The sequence below is a fragment of the Leifsonia sp. NPDC102414 genome (assembly GCF_044765685.1).
Taxonomy (GTDB): domain Bacteria; phylum Actinomycetota; class Actinomycetes; order Actinomycetales; family Microbacteriaceae; genus Leifsonia.
Genome location: NZ_JBIWKN010000002.1, coordinates 376,802 through 395,318, shown reverse-complemented (window position 1 = coordinate 395,318; position 18,517 = coordinate 376,802). Strand labels below are relative to the sequence as shown.

Sequence of the window (18,517 nt, the reverse complement as noted above, 5' to 3'; positions counted from 1 at the left end):
GAACCAGATCCACCTCGTCAGCACCGAGTCATCATCGCGTCGTCGAAGGAGGCCGGACATGGCTCTCGGCTCGAATCCGCAGCATCAGCAGCATCAGCAGCGCCCGCACCACTCGCATGGCCCGTTCTCCGACGGGTTCTTCCACAACCCGGATTTCGACTTCGAGCTGCGTGTCGTTCTCGGGCACGCGTTCTCGGGCGCCGCGGACACCGGGGAGGTGCTTGCGGCGGTGGAGTCCGTCGGCGAGCACGACCATGAGGCGTGGTTCGCGGCGTGGCTGGCGCTCGGGTCGCGCATCCGCGCGGCGGGCGACGATCAGGCCGCGGCGGGGAACGACATCAGTGCCTCGCGTTCCTACCTGCGAGCGGCCACCTACCTCGGCACGGCCCTCAACGCGGTGGCGTCGCTGCCGTCGTCGGATGCACTGCTCTCGACGTTCCGCGCGCACCGGGCCGCGTGGGACCGGTTCGTGGACACCACGCCCGTCTCCATCCACCGGGTGAGCATCCCGTATGAGGGCACGACGCTGCCCGGCTACTTCTTTCGTCCGTGGGGGCTCGCAGGATCGGGGCGCACGCTCATCATGAACAACGGCAGCGACGGTGCCATCAGCTCGCTGTGGGCGAGTGGCGGAGCCGGGGCGCTGCAGCGCGGGTACAACGTGCTCATGTTCGACGGCCCAGGCCAGCAGGCGATGCTGTTCGAGCACGGGATGCCGTTCCGGCACGACTGGGAGGCCGTGATCACTCCGGTCGTTGACTACCTGCTCGGGCGGGATGACGTCGACCGCGACAAGATCGCGCTCTACGGCATCAGCCAGGGCGGCTACTGGGTGCCGCGGGCGCTCGCGTTCGAGCACCGGATCGCCGCGGCCGTCGTCGATCCTGGCGTCGTGGATGTGTCCAGTTCGTGGACGGGGCACCTGCCGAAGAGCATGTTGAAGCTGCTGGCGGAGGGCGAGAGGGAGAAGTTCGACCGCGACATGGAGCTCGCCATGAAGTTCTCGCCGGACCTCGCACGCACCTGGGAGTTCCGGGCGCGGCCGTACCAGAAGGACGGCTACTTCGACACGATCACCGCGGTCCTCAACTACCGTCTCGACAACGTCGCGTCCTCGATCAGGACACCGCTGCTCATCACCGACCCGGAGGACGAACAGTTCTGGCCTGGCCAGTCCCGCCGTCTCGCCGAGCTCACCCCTGGCGTCTCCACCGTGGTGCCGTTCACCGTGAACGAGGGCGCGAACTTCCACTGCGAGCCGCTCGCCCGCTCGCTGGTCGACCAGCGGATGTTCGACTGGCTGGATGCGCGGCTCGCCTGAGCGGAGGCGCGCAGCACGGCCGGCGAACGCCTACTCGAAAACCGGCGTCGTGAAGCGGCGCTCGTAGCGGCGGATGCAGCCGGTGTCACGCGCGTACTGCACGGCGGCGACGCATTCCGGGTCCGTCGCGGCTGCCGTGCGGTATTTCTCGTACTCGGCCATGGACGGGAACGTGAACAGCGCGAACGCCTCGTCGCTGTCCCCCTCGCTCGGCATGAAGTAGCCGTGGTGGTCGCCACCCAGCTTCTCGACCAGCCGGATCCAGCGTCTGCCGTACTCGGTGAACTCCGCGAGCTTCGCGTCGTCGATCTGGTAGCGGAGGTGCACAGTGATCACGGTCGGTCTCCCCTTCGTCGGCCGGTGATGCCGATCGGATCGGCGGCGCCCAGCCTATAACGCCAGGGTCAGGAACGCGCTGTTCGGATCGTCGGTGTACGAGCCGAACGGGCCGGACTCCACGAAGCCCGCCCGAGCGTACAGCCGCCTGGCCGGGGCGAAGAACGCCATCGAGCCGGTCTCCAGTGACACCCGCTCGACGCCGCGCTCGCGTGCGTCGCCGAGCACGAACTCCAGCAGCGCCGCGGCGATGCCCTCGCCGCGACGCTCCGGGTCCGTGCGCATGCTCTTGAGCTCTTCGTGGCCGGGCTCCTCGAGCGCAGCCAGGGCCGCCGTGCCGACGATGGTTTCCCCATCCCGCGCCGTCCAGAGGCGGACGTGTGGCGCTTGCAGCGCGGCCAGGTCGAGGGCGTGCCTGCTCTCCGGCGGCGCTGTCGGCTCAATGTCGTCCAGGTGCGCCTGCAGGAACTCGCGCAGGGCGGGGGAGGCGAAGTCGGCGCGGGCGATCACGAGGGTCGGAGGCATAGGACGACGCTACAACGGCCGCGTCGAGGTGTTCGAGTCCGACTCCGTGAACGCGTGCCGCCGCACCGCGAGGGTCAGTCGTCCTGCGCGGTGGGCGCGTGGGTGTGCATCCTCGCCCCTTCGTCGTTGAAGATGCTGATGACCTGCGCCGGCTTGCCGCCCGTCGCCGACATCGCGTGCGGGGTGCGGGTGTCGAACTCGGCGGCCTCGCCGCGGGTGAGCGTGAGGTCCTGGTCGCCGAGCCTGAGGCGCAGCCGGCCCGAGAGCACGTAGAGCCACTCGTAGCCGTCGTGCACGCGCAGCTCGGGGAGGGTCACGTCGGGAGGGTAGGTGATCTTGTACGTGTGCACCGGTGAACCCTCGGGGGCGAGCGGCGCAATGATCAACCCGTCGCGCCGGATCACCGGGCGGTGGATGCGCGGATCGGGGGCGTCGACGCTGATGAGGTCGTCGACGCGGATGCCGAGCTGCCTGGTCAGCGGGAGCAGCAGCTCCAGGCTGGCCTGGCGTTTGCCGGACTCCAGGCGCGAGAGGGTGCTCGCGGACATCCCGGCGCGCGAGGCGAGCTCGTCGAGGGTCCAGCCGCGGGAGCGCCTGACCACCCGCAGCCTGGGGCCGACCTGTGCCAGCTCTTCGCGCATCCACTGTCCCGTCTGTCGAGGTCCGTGCTTGCCAATTCCGCAAGCGTGCTTGCGATAATGTCACGGATCGCCTGGACTGGCCAGATGAACACTCCAGACCCCACCACCGCTCGGGATGCGATCGTCATCGGGGGCAGCGCCGCCGGCCTGTCCGCCGCGCTGCTGCTCGGCAGGGCGCGACGCAGGGTGCTCGTGATCGACGCAGGGCTCCCGCGCAACCGCTTCGCCGAGCACATGCACGGCGTGCTCGGGAACGAGGGTGCGGCGCCGGCAGACTTCGTGAGGAAGGGCAGGGAGGAGGCGGCCGGGTACGGCGTCGAGTTCCTGGACGGCGTCGTCGAGAGCGTCGTCGACGTCGAGGGCGGGCTGACGGTGACGCTCGCGGACAGCCGGGTGGAGACGGCTCGCGCCGTGGTGGTGGCGACCGGCATCGCCGACGAGCTGCCTGCCGTCCCCGGCCTGGCGGAGCGCTGGGGGAAGACGGTGCTGCACTGCCCGTACTGCCACGGCTGGGAAGTGCGCGGCGCGCGTCTCGGCGTGCTCGCGACGTCGCCGATGGCGCTGCACCAGGCGCGGCTCGTGCGGCAGTGGAGCGACAGTGTCGTGCTGTTCTCGGCAGGGGCAGGGCCCATCGACCCCGTGGATGCGCGGAGACTGCGTGCGCGGAACGTCGCGCTCGTCGAGTCCCCGGTGGTCGAGGTGCTGGGCGACGGCGCGCAGGTCACCGGGGTCCGCACCGCGGACGGGCAGGTGACGGAGCTCGACGCACTGTTCACGGCCGGTGTCCCGAGGCCACGCGATGGCTTCCTCGCCGCGCTCGAGCTGCCGCGCACCGACTTCCCGATGGGGCTCGGTTCGTTCCTCACCGTCGATCAGGCGGGGAAGACCGGGCACGCGCGCGTCTGGGCGGCCGGCAATGTCGTGAATCCGATGGCGACGGTGCCGATGGCGGTCGGAGCCGGCGCACTCACTGGTGGAGCCGTGAACGGTGCGCTGATGGAGGAGGACTTCGACCTGGCCATGGCCGACGCCGACGCCCGGCCCTAGCGGGCTATGCGCTGCGCGTGCGCGCGGCCGAGTACTGCTCCTCCGTCACCTCTTCCATCCAGCTGGTCTCCGGAGCGCCGCTCCCGTCCGTCTCCCAGATGGCGAGGTGCTGCATGAAGAGCTCCGGCGTCGCTCCGTGCCAGTGCTCCTCGCCGGGAGGGCAGACGACCGTCTCTCCTGGATGCGCCTCGAATACGACGCCGTCCCTGGTGCCGACCAGTGCCACGCCTGCGACGACGTGAAGGGTCTGGCCGAGCACGTGACGGTGCCAGAACGTGTGCGCCCCTGGTGCGAACCGCACGGTGTTGACGCGTACGCGGGAGGGCTCCTGCCCGGCGACGATGACGTCGAACCAGACGTTCCCTGTGAACTGCGCAGCGGGGCCGGCGCCGGTGGGCGTTGCAGTGGTGAACTTCATGATCGTCTCTCCTTCTGATCGGGTGGGTCGGGTTGGTGGGGTTGGTCGGGTCGGGCGCTCCGCGCCCTCTGTGTGTGTGTTCCCGTCCGTGCTCTGCGATACGTCTGCTTCTGTGTATCCGTTGCATTGCCCCTTGCTAGCGAGTTTGGCGGAGAAATTGGTGCACTTGCTGGGCCTCTTTTGGACATAGCATCCGTCCTGGCAACGTCGAGTTCACTCGCAATCAGTTGCATAGGATTTGCGGCAGGAAACACATGCCGCGCCGGCGCATATGGCGTCTCTGCGTTTCCCGGGCTCCCCACAACCCCCGGAAAACACGAAATGTTCCCGTCGTATCTGATGATCGCGCCGGTACACTAGGAAAAGTGACATGCGACTTACCCAAAGAAGGACGCTTCATCTAGCTGCACTAGCCGTAGGCATACCTGCGTTGACGCGATCAATCATCGATACTGTCAGTGGCAGAAATCCCTTGTGTGCGTGGCTCATCGCACTGATCGTCGTCCTCGTCCTCATCGTTGCTTCCTACCTGGGAATCGGGCTTTACGTGTCTGCGCAGAGGAGGGTCGTACTGGCGCTTAGGCCACACGCACAGACTTACTCCATCGCGGGAGGAGGCGCCGCTTGGGGCGCTCTCTCAGAGAGAACGAACCGCGCTGCGTTGCAGCCCACGTTCGGTGTTCTCGAGGTCGGGAATGACGAGTTGCGCATATGGCGCGGAACCGGCTATCCGCAACTGATCGCGTCAATCCCGTACGGTTCCCTGGCGTCGATCGAAAGTGAGAGCGTTCGGGATGGGTTTCGCAAGAAACAAAAGCTCGTCCTAGCGCATAAGCGCAGATCGCACAGCGCCATCCCGATAACAGTTATCCGGCCCCACTCGCTTATCGGAGGGTCCCTATCAACTTCGGAGGTTGACGACCTGGCTACGCTGATTCAAGTGCGAGCAGCTCACGAGACGATGTAGCCTCCAATCGGCAATTGCGCGCGCGGGCACGTTCCTCTTGAGCGCGATGCTCTCAGCGCATCAGTCGTGGAGCCGTAGTACTCATCACTAGTATTCGCGTTGTGGTCGTCGAGCTTGCGCGGGCTAACCAAACTGCAACCACGCACGCGTCGAATCCTCAAGGTTGCGATCAACCGCTAGCCTGCCTTCGATGAGCCAATGACAGTGCTCACGCCGCGCAGTCTTCGATGTAATACAACCGATAATATACCTTATGTCAGCTTACGGTTGCCCTTGAGACGCGGATGCGGCCGGCTTGACAAGGTTCAGGAGCGCAATCATTCCTGAGAGCGACTCATCCTTCGCGCCCTGTTTCGACCCTGACGTCAGGTGTGCTTGAAGGACGAGTTGGCCCATGGTGGTCATAAATCGTTCCCGCTCTGTCGGGTCGCTGATCTGATTGCTGTAGGAGATCATCGTTCCCATAGCCGTAGACAGATCGTTGGCGCGCTGAGCCGCTTGATCTCGTGATCGTGCCCTTGCCAGCAGAACGCCAGCAAAAGTAGCAAGAGCCGCAGTCGAGGCAAGATGAAGGCCGATCTGCTCAACCGTCGAGTACTTCGGCCCAAGGTGCAGATAGTGCAGGCCGACAGGGAGCAAAGCGACCACTGCAGCCAACCCAAGTACGATCAATCCAGCCAACCATGCTCCGCGAGACTCTTTAGCATTTCGTGTTGCGTCCGCTTTGAAGAGGGCGTTGGTGGCATCTGAAGCAACGGTGGTCACCAGGAGCCCCGCCTGTTTCGCGCTGGTCTTTAGGTCGTCTTTCGCTTTGTCTATCTCTGCGCGCGCCTCACCCACGGTGGAGTCGATCTCCGACTGTCGCAGGCGAGCCCCTGCGACGACCTCGTCCAGTTCTCCAATCCGTGTTCTGGCCTGATCGGCAAGCGCATTCAACTGTGGCTCGACCTGCAGGGGCCAAGACAACATCATCATCCGGAGTCCTTGCTCAGGCTGCCCCTGGGCTATCAGATTCCACCCCTGCCCCACGAGGTCGACGCCGTTCCACCAAAAGGGCGCCCACCTCAGAAGCTCAGGCAGCCTGTCTGCCAGCTGAGGCAGGTTCGGAATCTGCCCCCACGACGTTGTTGAACGTATGAAGGATCTGATTGGGTGCACCGAGTTCGGCCGCCCGAACAGCCCAGGTGATGCTCTCCTCGGCGCCCGCGCTCCCCTGTTGCATGAAGAGCCACGCAAGGAATGCAGCCGCCCACGGCTCCCCCGCTTCAGCCCTCGGACGCAGTAGGGCGATCGCGTCAGCTTGGTTGCTACTGTTCCACTGCTGTTGCACCTGTTGAACAAGCGAAACGTCTTCTGGGGAAGGAGTGGGGACCTGAGACTCGATCGTCATGAGGAAAAGCTAGACCAGTTCTGCCACCCGAGTGGAATTGCAGCTTGTAATCACCGAGGCAACGCTTGACGCGCGTTTACTCATAACATTTATTATGTCAGTTTCAAGATGGTATGTTCTCATTGGATGCGGATACGGCACTTGGTACGACTCCCCTCGTTAGCTCTTAATGGATGAGCCCTGAGGGGCTGAACCGCCAACCGGGGCCAAACAAGCCATTCAGCCCACGCCGCGCGCGATCTTCATCGCATCCGCCAGCCGCATCGCCAGTGCTCGCACATCGGCATCTCTCCACGTCAACGACCGCTTGCCATCGTCCGAAACCGGCACGATCGGGAGTTCCGTGAACCCGACGCCCGTCCGCACCCTCAAAACAATCGCGAGCGCAACTTGCGGATAAGGCGGTGAAGACCGCGTCTCGGCAACAGAAACGGCCTGAACGCTAGATACCGGAAGTTCCCACAGCGAGGTCTGCTTACGCAAGCCAACGAAACTCAGCCGCCCCCCATCAACACCAACGGCGAATCCAGACGGCAGGCGGGGTCCACCCAACGACCTCACGGCATGCACCGTGGTTGGAAACCGGACTCCACGGACCGCCGAACCAGCGGGGAAAGAAGCCTTCAAATCGGACACTCTCGGATACTAGAACGTCGCGACCCAGACACGAATACGCCGGCTGTCGGGGCGCACCCTCGGCGCGCGGCAGTCGCGGGATCTCCTTATGCTGCGTTCCGGCGCTGCAGAGCCCGGAGCACCCCCACCGCTTGTTCTGCGTCCGGGGTGGTCACCGCAACCACTGCTCCGCTGTGAAGAGTGACGACGATTGCGGGGCCACCGCGGAGTACGAGGGCCTTCCCCCGGAGGCCCACCCGGTAGCCCCAGCCGCCCCAACGCAACGGTTCGAGAGTGGTCACACGTGCCGATGCCGCCTCTGCCAATCGAACTGAGACAAGTCGGATCCCGACTGTCGCAGACAGTGCTCGAAGTCCTCGCAGGTCCACCGTTACCCGGATCCGAGCTCCGGCGTAGAACGTTAGAGCGAGGAGCGACATTACGATGACGACACTCAGATTGGACGCCTCCGCGCCAGCCAGGATCAGCGGCACGTACCCGAAGACGATCGCGGCCAGCACGCAGATCCCGCAAGCCCAGGCAAAGGTCGGCACGACCTGCGTCCGCGACCATGCAAGGATCTCGCTGGGCATCACCGCAAACTCGTCCGGCTCCTCAGCTGCCTCCGCCTGCCCGGACGGGGCGCTTGCCCGGGCGAGCGCAAAGGGAACCAACCCGTAAAACAGCGCGGCGATCGCCAGCAACCCCGCGGCACCAATCTCCTGGTCAGGGTTGCGGACGACGCTGGCGCTGATCAGCCACGCTGCGGCGGTAATGGCCGCGACGGATCCCGAAATCAACAACACCCGACGATGGCGTTCGTAGCTGCGCGGACGCAGCGCAGCGTGCCACCCGAACGCTGCCGCAACCCCAGCAATCACGACCGCGGTCCCAGCAAAGAAGAACGTGGGCAAGCGTGACGCCACCTCGTCGCCGGACCACTGCGCGGGCAGCTCGGCGGGCAACGTGGGCCACCACACCAGCAATGACCACACAATCGCGACCACTGGCACGGTAACCAACGCCGCGGCAACGCTCATTCGCGCGAGGCCGTTTCGAGTAGTCGACGCACCGCCAATCATGACATTTCCTCCAGATATCTGACGAGCTGTGCGCGCGACACTCCTCGACTGGCTGCACCCCGAACGAGCGCATCAATAGCGTCCACGACCTCTTTCGGTAGCCCATCCGGAGGCGGTAAGACACGAGCACCGCGTCCCTGCCGTAGCTCAATGACACCAGCAGCGCGCAATATCGAATATGCCCGAAGTGCTGTATGAACGTTGACTCCGAGCCCAGCTGCCAACTCACGTGCCGCTGGCAGTTTCTCCCCGATCGAGACAGCGCCCTCCCCGATATTCTGCTGAATCGCGGCGGCGATTTGTTCCGCGAGCCCGATCGGCGACGCCTGATCGAGCCGGATTAACATATTTCCATTGTACTAGAACAACTAGATAGGCGATCGTGTGTCTTCAGCCGCTGAGGCAGTATGTCGCCGTGCAGCGATTCGCTGAAGCCATCTGCTACCCATTTGTGCGAAGTTGCCGTCTGGCCATAGCAGGAGCAGTAGCGCCGCCCACATCGTGAATGCAAAGCTCCATAGCCCCATGGTGATCGCGATCCCGAGATGCAGAGCCACACCGATCGGTAGGAGGATGCGACGGGCGCGGGTGGGAAGGAATATTGCGATACCCAAAGCGAACTCGAGCAAGAGAGTTCCCCACGTGGCTGCCGCCACCGGGACAGGCTTGGCCATGAGCCACTCCGTTAAGGGCCGAAGAGCGCCAGCCGGCCCGAACATCGGGTCGCGAAGCCAGTAGTATACGGCGGAACCATCCAGCCACTCGGGAACTCCGAGTTTTGCGAGACAGGCGTTGATGTAGATGTACGCCACTTGCACCCGGATTACTACGAGTGTCACGTGAGCGGTGATTGTCGCATATGGGCGAGAGTCGAGATAGGCCGATTCGGCGGATGCCCAATGCCATCTCCGATTGTCGGTTAGTGACATTGGAACAAGCAACAGCGCGAGCACTGCACTGATCTGGTCGCCGCCGTCCACAACAGTCAGCGACGCTTGGTTACTGAACAGCACCCACCACATGGGGATGGCGGTGTAGCGCGGGCGCCATCCCAAGGCGGCGACGAGGAGCACGAGAATGCTCACCCATCGCATCAATTCGTATGCGGCTGGCGGCGTAATACACCACGAGCTGATCGCGGCAGGCCCCGCACAGAACAGTTCGTTGACACCCGCCGCTGGCCGGATCAGGGTGGAAACCGACGACGCCAAGAGCGTCCCCAATCCGGAGAGAGCGATGAGCGTGCGCGCGAGTCCCAGGTTCGCCGTCCACACATCACGCGTGAGAGCCCGGGCAACTCCCCGATCGGCGCCCCTCAACACGCGACGTCCACGAAAATCACCGACACATCCTGTTTCGCCTGTCCGATGTTGGCCCATGCCCAAGGGGGCGGGAGCGCCTTTGAGATAGCAACGCGCCCGCACAGCGTCGGGTCTGGCGACGGGTTGGATACCCGGATCCACTCCGCTTTCGCCGTCAGCCCGACCAGGCAATCCGTCACCAGGTAACCCGGCGAGCACTGCTGCCAGGACTGGTCGGCAAGCTCCTTGTAAAGCACGCCAATTTCGATGCCCTGCGCTCGCGAGATCCGGTTCCAGCCGAAAGCGTATTGGGCCTGGCTGTGCGGGTACGCCGACGCTGACGCCCAACGACCTGAGCGGTATTGATACGGCAGGAGCTCATCCTCTCTCGGAGAGCGGGTGAAGAAGCCCCACTGTTCAGGGAGAACGGTCTGAACGGTGGTCTTCACCGAGTTCTGCCATGAAGTCGTCAACACGTTCTCTGGCTGATTGGTGAGATACACGAACCCGCCGACTAGTGTCCAAAGTGCGGCGAGAACCAAAGCGAAAATCGTGACGCGCCGATTGGGAAGAACACTGCCCTCGCCTAAATGTTCACCTGAATCAGACCCAAGCTCCTTGTCCGGCAGCGACAATTTCGCCATCAGCGTGCGAGTCGCACCGTGGCCTCAGCAATCCACTTCTCGTAGGACAGCTGCGGTTGCGTGTCCATCGATCGGGGGCCGGCGTACCAGACCGAAACGGCGACCGCAGCGACCTGCAAGATTGCAGCGCCGGCGTAGACCAACGCTGCGACCGCGAACAGAACTACCTGAATACATCGGGGCGTGACCGTTGCAGCATTCGAGCCATCCGAATATCCCAAGTTTTCCAAAGAGGTTTCAAGGACCTGGCCCAACCTAGCGAACGCGTCCCTGACCTGGAGCACGTCGCCGCTCTGCGCGAGGGTTGCGAACTCGGAAAAGAACCCTTCGTCCTCAGCCTGAATATCCGCCACGATCCGATCGATCTCTCGCTCGACCTCTGGCGTGATGCGCACACGCGCCGACAAGCCACCCAGCACGTTGCCCGCTGCTCCCTGGCCAAAGACCACGCCGCGGAAAAGCTCCTCACCATTGAACTTTTGGCTCGTTGAGCTCGAAACTGTGATCTGCCGCTCAGTAGCCTCAGCTATACCGGATGCAGAAGCGGACGTCACGCTGCCCGCTAGAAGTCCCGCAGACAAAGCCCCCACCAGCAGTACCCGGGCTGTGTTCCTCATGCGCTGTCTCCAATCGTTCGGCCGCGTCGTTGACGGCTAGACGTGCCCCCTATGGCCACATTCACAACGTATCGAGCACTACCGCAAGCGTGAAATTCCTCTATAAGAATGCAAATACGTGAGCTCAGTCATCCGGTCTCTTGCAATGTCGTACCTGGAGCGGTCGCCCGTCCGCAGAGCGCCGGCTGCGCTCGGCTGCAAGAATGTGACAACAGAAGCGGCTGGAGCACCGGTCGGCGCAGGGCCGCTCGGTGTATCCATCCAACAACCATGCCCCGAGCCCCTGTCGCTGCCCTACAAGCCGAGCCTCTTCGAAGGCACCGCGGCTGCGGTACGTTGTAGACACCGTCCATCCCGAGTGGCCAGTGCGCTCAGTAGCGCGGGGGCAAGAAGTAGCGCCCAGCCTGTGGGGCCGCCGGTGGGAGGTCCTGCCGGGGGCTGGCACTGGGCACCCGCGGACACTCATTGCAGCACCCGCAAGTCATGGTTACGACAAGACGACGCCGCCGCAGAGGACTCATATTCGAGGTCACTGCCGCGACCATTCATCGCAAGCACATCCCCACGGATGCGACCAGCCAGCGCCGCCATCGTTGCCCGCAGGCACGGCACGGGCGTGAAGCGATTCCATCACGCGGTCGTCGGCGATCTGACACTCGCCTTCGAGGGTCTCGAGTCCACGGCGGAGCCAGAGCTGTCGTTCCTCATCTACACGGCAGAGCCTGGCTCGCCATCGGAAGAGCGGCTCCGCCTGCTCGCCAGCTGGGCGGCCGGCCAGCCCGCCGCCGGTGTGGATTCGCTCACCGCGCCGTAGCGACCGCATCCCGTCGCATCCCGTCGCATCGCATCCCATCGCAGCGGAACACTTTTGCTTGCATAACGCGTCTGCCTACTGTATACAGAATACAGACCAGGAGAGGCCTCACCCGTGGGCCCCCAATTGCAAGAGACACTTCAAGGAATGAGGTAGGCATGTCTCGCGTCGACTCGAAGATGAGAAGGCTGGTGGCCGTGGGGGCGGCTGTCGCGATCGCACTCAGCATGGCAGCGTGTTCAGGGTCGGGATCGGGGGGATCGGGCAGCAAGACGGTCGTCTGGTCCACCTGGGGCACTCCGGAGGAGATCGCCCGCTACAAGGACTTCGACAACACGTTCATGAAAGAGCACCCCGACATCAAGGTCGTGCTGCAGCCCGTCGCCGACTACGGCGACTACCACACCAAGCTCCTCGCCCAGCTCGCGTCCGGCACAGCACCGGATGTGTTCTACATCGGCGACGACAAGATCGGCCAGTTCGTCAACTCGAAGGCACTCATGCCGCTGACCGACCTGATGAACTCCAGCGCGAGCAAGACCAAGCCGGAGGACTTCGCGCAGGGGCTGTTCGGCGCCACCAAGAAGGGCGACCAGATCTACGCAGCCCCCAACGACTCCAACCCGGATGCGCTCTGGTACGACAAGGTCGCGCTCAAGAAGGCCGGTGTCACAGAAGACCCGGCCACCCTCGCCTCCGAGGGCAAGTGGACGACGGCGACCTACCTCGACATGAACGAGAAGCTCAAGAAGGCAGGCCTCACCGGCTCGATGTTCTGGAACTACTGGTCCACCCACTACTCCTGGATCTCGTCGCAGGGCGGCAAGGCGTTCGACGACTCGGGTAAGTTCGTCGCGAACACCGACCAGACCAGTGTGAAGGCGATGGATGTGCTGGCCAAGAACTTCCAGAACGGCACCTTCGTCGTCGCGGACACGCTTCCGCAGGGCGCAGGCGCCGACAGCGTCTTCGTCACCCACAAGGCCGGCTTCTTCGTCCAGGGCCGGTACACGATCGGCACCGTCACGTCGGCAGGAGACCCGGAGAACTACGACGTCGCTCCGTGGCCGACCCCGGACGGCAAGGCCGCCCCGACCGGCACAGCGGTGAGCTACCTCGCCATCAACGCCAAGACAAAGAACAAGGACGCGGCGTTCGAGTTCTGGACCAACTACCTGTCGGCAGCCGGCCAGACCGCGCGGTTGAAGGGCGGCGGCAACGCCGTCCCGTCGATCAAGGGCGCCGACTCCGTCGTGCTCGACGGCTATCCGAAGCACGCTCAGACGCTGCTCGACATGCGCGACATCGGGTTCGAGGACTACGCGACGGAGGCATCCGTCCCCGGTCTCTCCAGCGACATCAGCGACAAGATGCTGGCGCTCTACGAGGGCAAGGCGTCCACGAAGGCGACGCTCGACGACGTCGCAGCGATGATCAAGAGCAAGACAGGTAAGTAAGGGATCGACGCGTGAGTGCAATCCGAGGGTCGCTGACCGACACCCCCGACACGAGGGGGTCGGCGAAACCCGCAGGCACCGAGCCGGGCGGACTCCGAGGGGAGTCCGCCTGGCGGCGGCGCGACCGGCGCTGGGGCTACGTGTTCGTCGGCCCGCAGCTCATCGGCATGGCACTGTTCGTCGTGCTCCCGTTCGCGGCGAGCCTGGTGCTCGCCTTCGCCCAGTGGGATGGTCTGAACGACCTGAGCTGGGTGGGCTTCGACAACTTCCGCAACCAGCTAGCCGACCCGCTGTTCGGCAGGGCGATCATCAACACTCTGCTGATCGCGGTCATCACCGTGCCGGTCGGGCTCGGCCTCGCCGTGGTGATCGCGGTGGCACTGGAGAAGCTGAAGACCAAGACGCTGTACCTGATCCTGTTCTTCGCCCCGGTGGTGACCTCGTCGGTCGCCGTCGCGATGATCTGGCAGCAGCTCTTCCGCAAGGACGGCGTGATCTCCGGCTTCATCGCCAGCGTGTTCCACGTTCCCGCGCCCGACTGGCTGGGCGACCCGCACCTCGCGCTCATCGCCGTCTGCATCGTCTCGATCTGGTCGTCCCTCGGCCTCAACGTGATCATCTTCCTGGCCGGGCTGCAGAACATCTCGCCCGCGGTCATCGAGGCGGCACGCATCGACGGGGCAGGCGCGCTCACGCTGTTCTTCCGCATCCGGATGCCGCTGCTGTCGCCGATCATGTTCTTCTCGTCGGTCATCGCGTTCATCAGCTCGCTGCAGACCTTCGACACCGTGTTCATCCTCACCGCGAACGCCGGCCCGGACAACGCCACCCGCACGATCGTCTACCACATCTACGATCTCGGCTTCGGCAAGTTCCAGTTCGGCCCGGCCAGCGCCGCGTCGGTGATCCTGCTGCTGATCACGCTCGTCATCACGGGCATCCAGTTCACGGCGCAGAAGAAGTTCGTCCACTACGAGGATGGTGCAGCATGACCACCGCCGTCAGAACCGCATCCGCCCAGGCTCCCGCGCCCGGCTCCGCTCCCGCAGGGCCGCAGAAAGCGTCCCGCGAGGGCCGTGCAGGCGCACGCACCCGCAAGACGATCCTGCACGTCGTGCTGGCGCTCGGCGGCATCGCGATGGTCTTCCCGTTCATCTGGATGCTCATCACCTCGTTCAAGACGCTGCCCCAGCTCCTCAACGACCCGCTGAGCTTCCTGCCGCAGCCGTTCACCTTCCAGAACTACGTGGATGCGTGGAACGACGCCCCGTTCGCGCAGGCGTACGTCAACAGCATCTACATCGCGATCCTGGTGGTCATCGGCACGCTGATCACGGCGGCGATGGCCGGGTACGCGTTCGCGCGCATCAAGTTCCGAGGGAGCCGCGTGCTGTTCATCGTGTTCCTCGCCACGCAGATGATCCCGATGCAGGTCACGCTCATCCCGTTCTACTTCCTGATGGCCAAGCTCGGCTGGGTGGACTCGCACCTGTCGCTGATCATCCCGGCCGCGCTCGCGAACCCGTTCGCGGTCTTCCTGATGCGCCAGTTCGTGCTGTCGCTGCCCAAGGAGCTGGAGGAGGCCGCGCTGGTCGACGGCGCCGGTCGCTGGCGGATCTTCTGGAGCATCATCCTGCCCAACCTGCGCCCGGGGCTCGGCGCGCTCGCGATCATCGTGGCGCTCTCCACCTGGAACAACTTCCTGCTGCCTCTCGTGCTGCTCAACAGCCAGGACCTCTTCACCGTTCCGCTGCTGCTGCAGAGCTTCCGCGGTCAGTTCGGGTCGATCAACTACGGGCTCATCATGGCGGCGTCCGCCGTGGCGACCATCCCGATGCTGGTCGCGTTCGTGATCGGGCAGCGCCGCATCCTGAACAGCATGGCGGCCTCCGGGCTGGGCGGCCGATGAGCGGGACGGTCTCCCTGGCCCGGGATGCGGCCGACCGCGCAGCGCGCTTCCTCGACCTCGAGAACGCGCCGTTCACGCTGCCGGGGTCGCGCATCCTGGTGCAGCGGACGGACGGCGGCGTGACGGCGCGGCTGGCCGAGTACGAGCGCAGACTCGACGACTGCGTGGTGGTGCGCGCGGTGCGGGTGTTCGGAGCGGACGGGCGGATCGCGGAGATCGCGGACGTGCGCCCGGAGAGCATCGCGTTCGACGGCGGCGTGACGCTGACCTTCGACGGGCCGACGGCGCTGAGCCTCGGCGGCGATACGCGCTGGACGGTCGAGCTCACGCTGCCTGGCGCCCTCACCGCATCCGGCCGCTGGTCGCCCGGGCTGCCGTCGGCCCCCGAGGCGTCCTGGCGGGCGGCGGGCGCCGACGATCTGCTCGTGCGGGAGGCGCACGGCGACACTGTGGTGCGGCTGTCGTTCGCCGGCGGCGACGGGGCGGGCCTGCGGATCGCGCTGGGCCCAGCCACGATGGACGCCGAGCGCACCCACGCCGACGCCCTCGCGGCGACCACCGGCGTCTGGGACGACTGGTTCGCCCGCACCCCGGCGGTGCGCGACGACCTCGCCGACCTCACCGCGTTCTGCTGGTGGGTGCTCGGCGCCAACGTCGTCACGCTGCCGGGCCGCGGCGACGCGCGCGCTGTCGTGCCGTCCAAGATCGGCTACGTGGGCCTCTGGCAGTGGGATGCGTACTTCATCGCCGCCGGGCTCCGCCACGGCGACCCGGAGCTCGCCCGCGAGCAGCTCGCGCTCGCCTTCGGCTTCCCGTCCGCGAACGGCCAGCTTCCCGACGTCGTCCACGACGATGGCATCCTCGCGTCGAGCGACGACCTGCCGCCCGGCGACAGGGAGAACCTCCGCCGCGCAGGCTCGGCGATCGCCGACCCGACCGCCCCCATCCCGCTGACCAAGCCGCCGTTGGCGGCCTGGGCTCTCCGCTCCCTCGACGGCCTGGTCGACGACCCCGCGTGGTTCGACGACGCTTGGGCGACGGTCGCACGCAGCCAGGAGTGGTGGTTCGCACACTCCGACCTCGACGGCGACGGGATGCCGGAGTACGGCCACCCGTACTCCTCCGGCCTCGACGACAGCCCGATCTTCGACGGAGAGCTGCCGGTCGCGTCGCCTGACCTCGCGGCGTACCTCATCCTGCAGGACGACCTCCTCGCATCCCGCGCACGGTCGGTCGGCGACGCCGAGGCCGCCGACCGCCACACCGCCCGCGCCGAGCGGACGCTCGCGCTGCTGGAGGGGATGTGGGACGACGACGCAGGCTTCTTCCGTTCCCGCGGCGCTGGCGCACCGCTTCGCGCCGAGACCGCGGTGAGCCTTCTTCCGCTGCTCACCGGCCGCCTGCCAGGCCGCATCGTCTCCCGGATGCTCGAGGCGCTCGACGACCCCGACCGGTTCGCCACCCCGTGGGCCGTGCCGACGGTCGCGGCTAGGGACGCGGACTTCTCCGCCGAGCGGATGTGGTGCGGCCCCGTCTGGGTCAACATCAACGCCCTCGTCGCGGAGGGGCTGGCGGTGTCAGGCCACGCTGAGCGCTCGCGCCAGCTGGTCGAGGCCACCCTGCGGCTGGTGCAGCACGCCGGGGGTCCGCACGAGTACTTCAACCCGCTGACGGGTGCGAAGGCCAGGACGGCGACGACGTCGTTCGGCTGGTCTGCCGCGCTCTGCATCGACCTCGCGGTGCGCGCCACCGGCTGACACCGGGCGCTCCGCGGGGGAGGCGGGATCGTTCCGCGTCTCTAACTGTATACAATATTCAATCGACAAAGGAGTCATCATGAAACGCTTGCGAACGCTCGTTCCCATAGCCGCCGCGGCGCTGGTCCTCAGCGGCTGCGCGATGGCGGGGACCGCATCCGGCCCCGCTGCGACCATCGACCCGAACGCGAAGGTGTCCGGCAGCATCACCGTCTGGTCGTGGGATGCGGCAGCCGTGTCTCTCAAGCGCCTCGCGGGGGAGTACGAGAAGAAGCACTCCGGCACGACGATCAAGGTCGTCGACATCGGCTACGACAACGCATACGACAAGCTGTCCGTCGGGCTCCAGGCAGGAACCGGCCTCCCGGACGTGGTCACCATCGAGACCGACCACACCCCCGGCTACCTCAGCCAGTTCCCCAAGGGCTTCGCCGACCTCACCCCGATCATCGGCGACAAGAAGGCCGACTTCGACCCGTCCAAGTGGGCGGCGTCCGTCGACAGCGCCGGAGCGATCAAGGCCGTGCCGTGGGACTCCGGCACTGTCGGCCTGTTCTACCGCTCCGACTACCTCGACGCGGCAGGCGTCGACCCGGCGAGCCTGACCACCTGGGACGCTCTGGTCTCCGCCGGTGAGAAGATCAAGGCCGCGACCGGTCACACCCTCCTCACCGCCGATGTCTCCTCCGGTGGCCTCTTCCAGATGCTCCTGCAGCAGCAGGGCCAGGGGCTCTTCGACGCGAAGGGCGACATCACCGTCTCGTCTCCGCAGGCCGTGAAGGCGCTCGCACTGCTCAAGGAGCTCAACGACAAGGGCCTCCTCAAGAACGTGAAGGGCTGGGATGCGCGGGTCACCAGCGCCAAGAACGGCGACTCCGCTGTCACCCCGGAGGCCGTGTGGTGGATCGCGACGCTGACCGGAGAGGCGGCAGAGCTGAGCGGCAAGTACGGCGTGGCAGAGCTGCCGGCGTTCGACTCGGACGGCGCCCGCACCTCGAACAGCGGAGGCTCCGCGCTCGCTGTTCCCACTCAGGCGAAGAACCCGCAGCTCGCCGCGTCGTTCGCCGCGTTCGCGCTCGCCGACACCGCCAACCAGGTGTCGATGATGAAGAAGGACGGCCTGTTCCCGTCCTACCTCCCCGCGCTGAAGGACCCGCTGTTCCAGCAGCCGGACCCGTACTTCGGCGGCCAGAAGGTGTACCAGCTGTTCGCGGAGCAGACCGCGAAGATCCCCGCGATCGCCTACACGGCCGACAACGCGAAGGCGGGGGACATCGTCGCCAACGCCGTCGTCTCGTCGGTGATCAACGGCGCAGACCCTGCCAGCGCGCTGAAGGATGCGGCAAAGCAGATCGCGACGGCGACCGGCCGCACGATCGCGGGCTGAGCATGGCCACCGTCGACTCCGTCACCGCGGGTCGCACGGCGGCGCGGCCGAGAGCAGCCAGGTCGCTGGGGCGCAGGCTCCAGCGCCCTGGCGCCTGGTTCGCGCTGCCCGCCGCCGCCCTGTTCGCCGTGTTCTTCGCGTATCCCCTCGTCGTCTCGCTCTGGCAGAGCTTCTTCAGCACCAGGGGCGGCGCATCCACCTGGGTGGGGCTTGACCAGTACGCACGGCTGTTCGAGGACCCTCTGGTGCTCACCAGCCTCGGCAATGCCGGGCTGATCCTCGTGGTGCA

The 18,517-nt window shown here is 65.7% G+C and carries 20 protein-coding genes and 1 pseudogene; 9 read left to right on the top strand and 12 right to left on the bottom strand.

The window, feature by feature from the left end; translation table 11 throughout:
- The first annotated feature begins 58 nt into the window (after nucleotides 1-58).
- Complete coding sequence (locus tag ACIRCZ_RS10200) at nucleotides 59-1,321, top strand: alpha/beta hydrolase family protein (RefSeq protein ID WP_402852556.1); 1,263 nt, start codon at nucleotides 59-61, stop codon at nucleotides 1,319-1,321.
- 30 nt (nucleotides 1,322-1,351) lie between these two features.
- Here ACIRCZ_RS10200 and ACIRCZ_RS10195 read toward each other — a convergent pair whose 3' ends face one another.
- The 3 genes from ACIRCZ_RS10195 to ACIRCZ_RS10185 all read right to left on the bottom strand — a co-directional run bounded on the left by ACIRCZ_RS10195 (nucleotide 1,352) and on the right by ACIRCZ_RS10185 (nucleotide 2,823).
- Entirely contained in the window at nucleotides 1,352-1,657 is a 306-nt protein-coding gene (locus ACIRCZ_RS10195; RefSeq protein ID WP_055897869.1) for an NIPSNAP family protein, read from the bottom strand.
- Between the two features lie 54 nt (nucleotides 1,658-1,711).
- Nucleotides 1,712-2,182, bottom strand: coding sequence for a GNAT family N-acetyltransferase (locus ACIRCZ_RS10190; RefSeq protein ID WP_402852552.1), 471 nt, complete (start codon nucleotides 2,180-2,182; stop codon nucleotides 1,712-1,714).
- Between the two features lie 74 nt (nucleotides 2,183-2,256).
- A complete protein-coding gene (locus ACIRCZ_RS10185) occupies nucleotides 2,257-2,823 on the bottom strand; it encodes a helix-turn-helix domain-containing protein (RefSeq protein ID WP_402852549.1) in 567 nt (188 codons plus the stop codon).
- A gap of 84 nt (nucleotides 2,824-2,907) precedes the next feature.
- Here ACIRCZ_RS10185 and ACIRCZ_RS10180 point away from each other — a divergent pair, with 84 nt between their 5' ends.
- Nucleotides 2,908-3,870, top strand: coding sequence for an NAD(P)/FAD-dependent oxidoreductase (locus ACIRCZ_RS10180; RefSeq protein WP_402852546.1), 963 nt, complete (start codon nucleotides 2,908-2,910; stop codon nucleotides 3,868-3,870).
- A gap of 4 nt (nucleotides 3,871-3,874) precedes the next feature.
- Here ACIRCZ_RS10180 and ACIRCZ_RS10175 read toward each other — a convergent pair whose 3' ends face one another.
- From ACIRCZ_RS10175 to ACIRCZ_RS10135, 9 genes are all read right to left on the bottom strand, one after another.
- Nucleotides 3,875-4,288 (bottom strand): cupin domain-containing protein, encoded by a 414-nt coding sequence (locus ACIRCZ_RS10175; RefSeq protein ID WP_402852543.1) that lies wholly within the window; start codon nucleotides 4,286-4,288, stop codon nucleotides 3,875-3,877.
- Between the two features lie 1,228 nt (nucleotides 4,289-5,516).
- On the bottom strand, nucleotides 5,517-6,230 hold the full coding sequence (locus ACIRCZ_RS10170; protein WP_402852540.1) for a hypothetical protein: 714 nt from the start codon (nucleotides 6,228-6,230) through the stop codon (nucleotides 5,517-5,519).
- 97 nt (nucleotides 6,231-6,327) lie between these two features.
- Nucleotides 6,328-6,645 (bottom strand): hypothetical protein, encoded by a 318-nt coding sequence (locus ACIRCZ_RS10165; protein WP_402852537.1) that lies wholly within the window; start codon nucleotides 6,643-6,645, stop codon nucleotides 6,328-6,330.
- 219 nt (nucleotides 6,646-6,864) lie between these two features.
- Nucleotides 6,865-7,281: a hypothetical protein gene (locus tag ACIRCZ_RS10160; protein WP_402852534.1), complete on the bottom strand. Its 417-nt coding sequence runs from the start codon at nucleotides 7,279-7,281 to the stop codon at nucleotides 6,865-6,867.
- Nucleotides 7,282-7,367: 86 nt separating this feature from the next.
- Nucleotides 7,368-8,342, bottom strand: coding sequence for a hypothetical protein (locus tag ACIRCZ_RS10155; protein ID WP_402852531.1), 975 nt, complete (start codon nucleotides 8,340-8,342; stop codon nucleotides 7,368-7,370).
- Nucleotides 8,339-8,689, bottom strand: a complete 351-nt coding sequence (locus ACIRCZ_RS10150; protein ID WP_402852528.1) for a GntR family transcriptional regulator — start codon at nucleotides 8,687-8,689, stop codon at nucleotides 8,339-8,341. The genes ACIRCZ_RS10155 and ACIRCZ_RS10150 overlap by 4 nt, the downstream gene beginning before the upstream one ends.
- Nucleotides 8,690-8,710: 21 nt before the next feature.
- A complete protein-coding gene (locus tag ACIRCZ_RS10145) occupies nucleotides 8,711-9,721 on the bottom strand; it encodes a sporulation-delaying protein SdpB family protein (protein ID WP_402853603.1) in 1,011 nt (336 codons plus the stop codon).
- Entirely contained in the window at nucleotides 9,658-10,287 is a 630-nt protein-coding gene (locus tag ACIRCZ_RS10140; protein WP_402852525.1) for an SdpA family antimicrobial peptide system protein, read from the bottom strand. Before ACIRCZ_RS10140 ends, ACIRCZ_RS10145 begins: the two co-directional genes overlap by 64 nt.
- Entirely contained in the window at nucleotides 10,287-10,904 is a 618-nt protein-coding gene (locus tag ACIRCZ_RS10135) for a hypothetical protein (protein ID WP_402852522.1), read from the bottom strand. Before ACIRCZ_RS10135 ends, ACIRCZ_RS10140 begins: the two co-directional genes overlap by 1 nt.
- A gap of 145 nt (nucleotides 10,905-11,049) precedes the next feature.
- Here ACIRCZ_RS10135 and ACIRCZ_RS10130 point away from each other — a divergent pair, with 145 nt between their 5' ends.
- The 7 genes and pseudogenes from ACIRCZ_RS10130 to ACIRCZ_RS10100 form a co-directional block, all read left to right on the top strand.
- On the top strand, nucleotides 11,050-11,718 hold the full coding sequence (locus ACIRCZ_RS10130) for a hypothetical protein (RefSeq protein WP_402853600.1): 669 nt from the start codon (nucleotides 11,050-11,052) through the stop codon (nucleotides 11,716-11,718).
- 158 nt (nucleotides 11,719-11,876) lie between these two features.
- On the top strand, nucleotides 11,877-13,175 hold the full coding sequence (locus tag ACIRCZ_RS10125; RefSeq protein ID WP_402852519.1) for an ABC transporter substrate-binding protein: 1,299 nt from the start codon (nucleotides 11,877-11,879) through the stop codon (nucleotides 13,173-13,175).
- An 11-nt stretch (nucleotides 13,176-13,186) separates the two neighbouring features.
- Nucleotides 13,187-14,167 (top strand): carbohydrate ABC transporter permease, encoded by a 981-nt coding sequence (locus ACIRCZ_RS10120; RefSeq protein WP_402852516.1) that lies wholly within the window; start codon nucleotides 13,187-13,189, stop codon nucleotides 14,165-14,167.
- Nucleotides 14,164-15,084, top strand: coding sequence for a carbohydrate ABC transporter permease (locus ACIRCZ_RS10115; protein ID WP_402852513.1), 921 nt, complete (start codon nucleotides 14,164-14,166; stop codon nucleotides 15,082-15,084). Before ACIRCZ_RS10120 ends, ACIRCZ_RS10115 begins: the two co-directional genes overlap by 4 nt.
- Nucleotides 15,081-16,841, top strand: a complete 1,761-nt coding sequence (locus ACIRCZ_RS10110; protein WP_402852510.1) for an amylo-alpha-1,6-glucosidase — start codon at nucleotides 15,081-15,083, stop codon at nucleotides 16,839-16,841. The genes ACIRCZ_RS10115 and ACIRCZ_RS10110 overlap by 4 nt, the downstream gene beginning before the upstream one ends.
- A gap of 79 nt (nucleotides 16,842-16,920) precedes the next feature.
- Complete coding sequence (locus ACIRCZ_RS10105; RefSeq protein ID WP_157480435.1) at nucleotides 16,921-18,228, top strand: ABC transporter substrate-binding protein; 1,308 nt, start codon at nucleotides 16,921-16,923, stop codon at nucleotides 18,226-18,228.
- A 2-nt stretch (nucleotides 18,229-18,230) separates the two neighbouring features.
- A pseudogene (locus tag ACIRCZ_RS10100) lies at nucleotides 18,231-18,517 on the top strand (sugar ABC transporter permease); the annotation flags it as partial.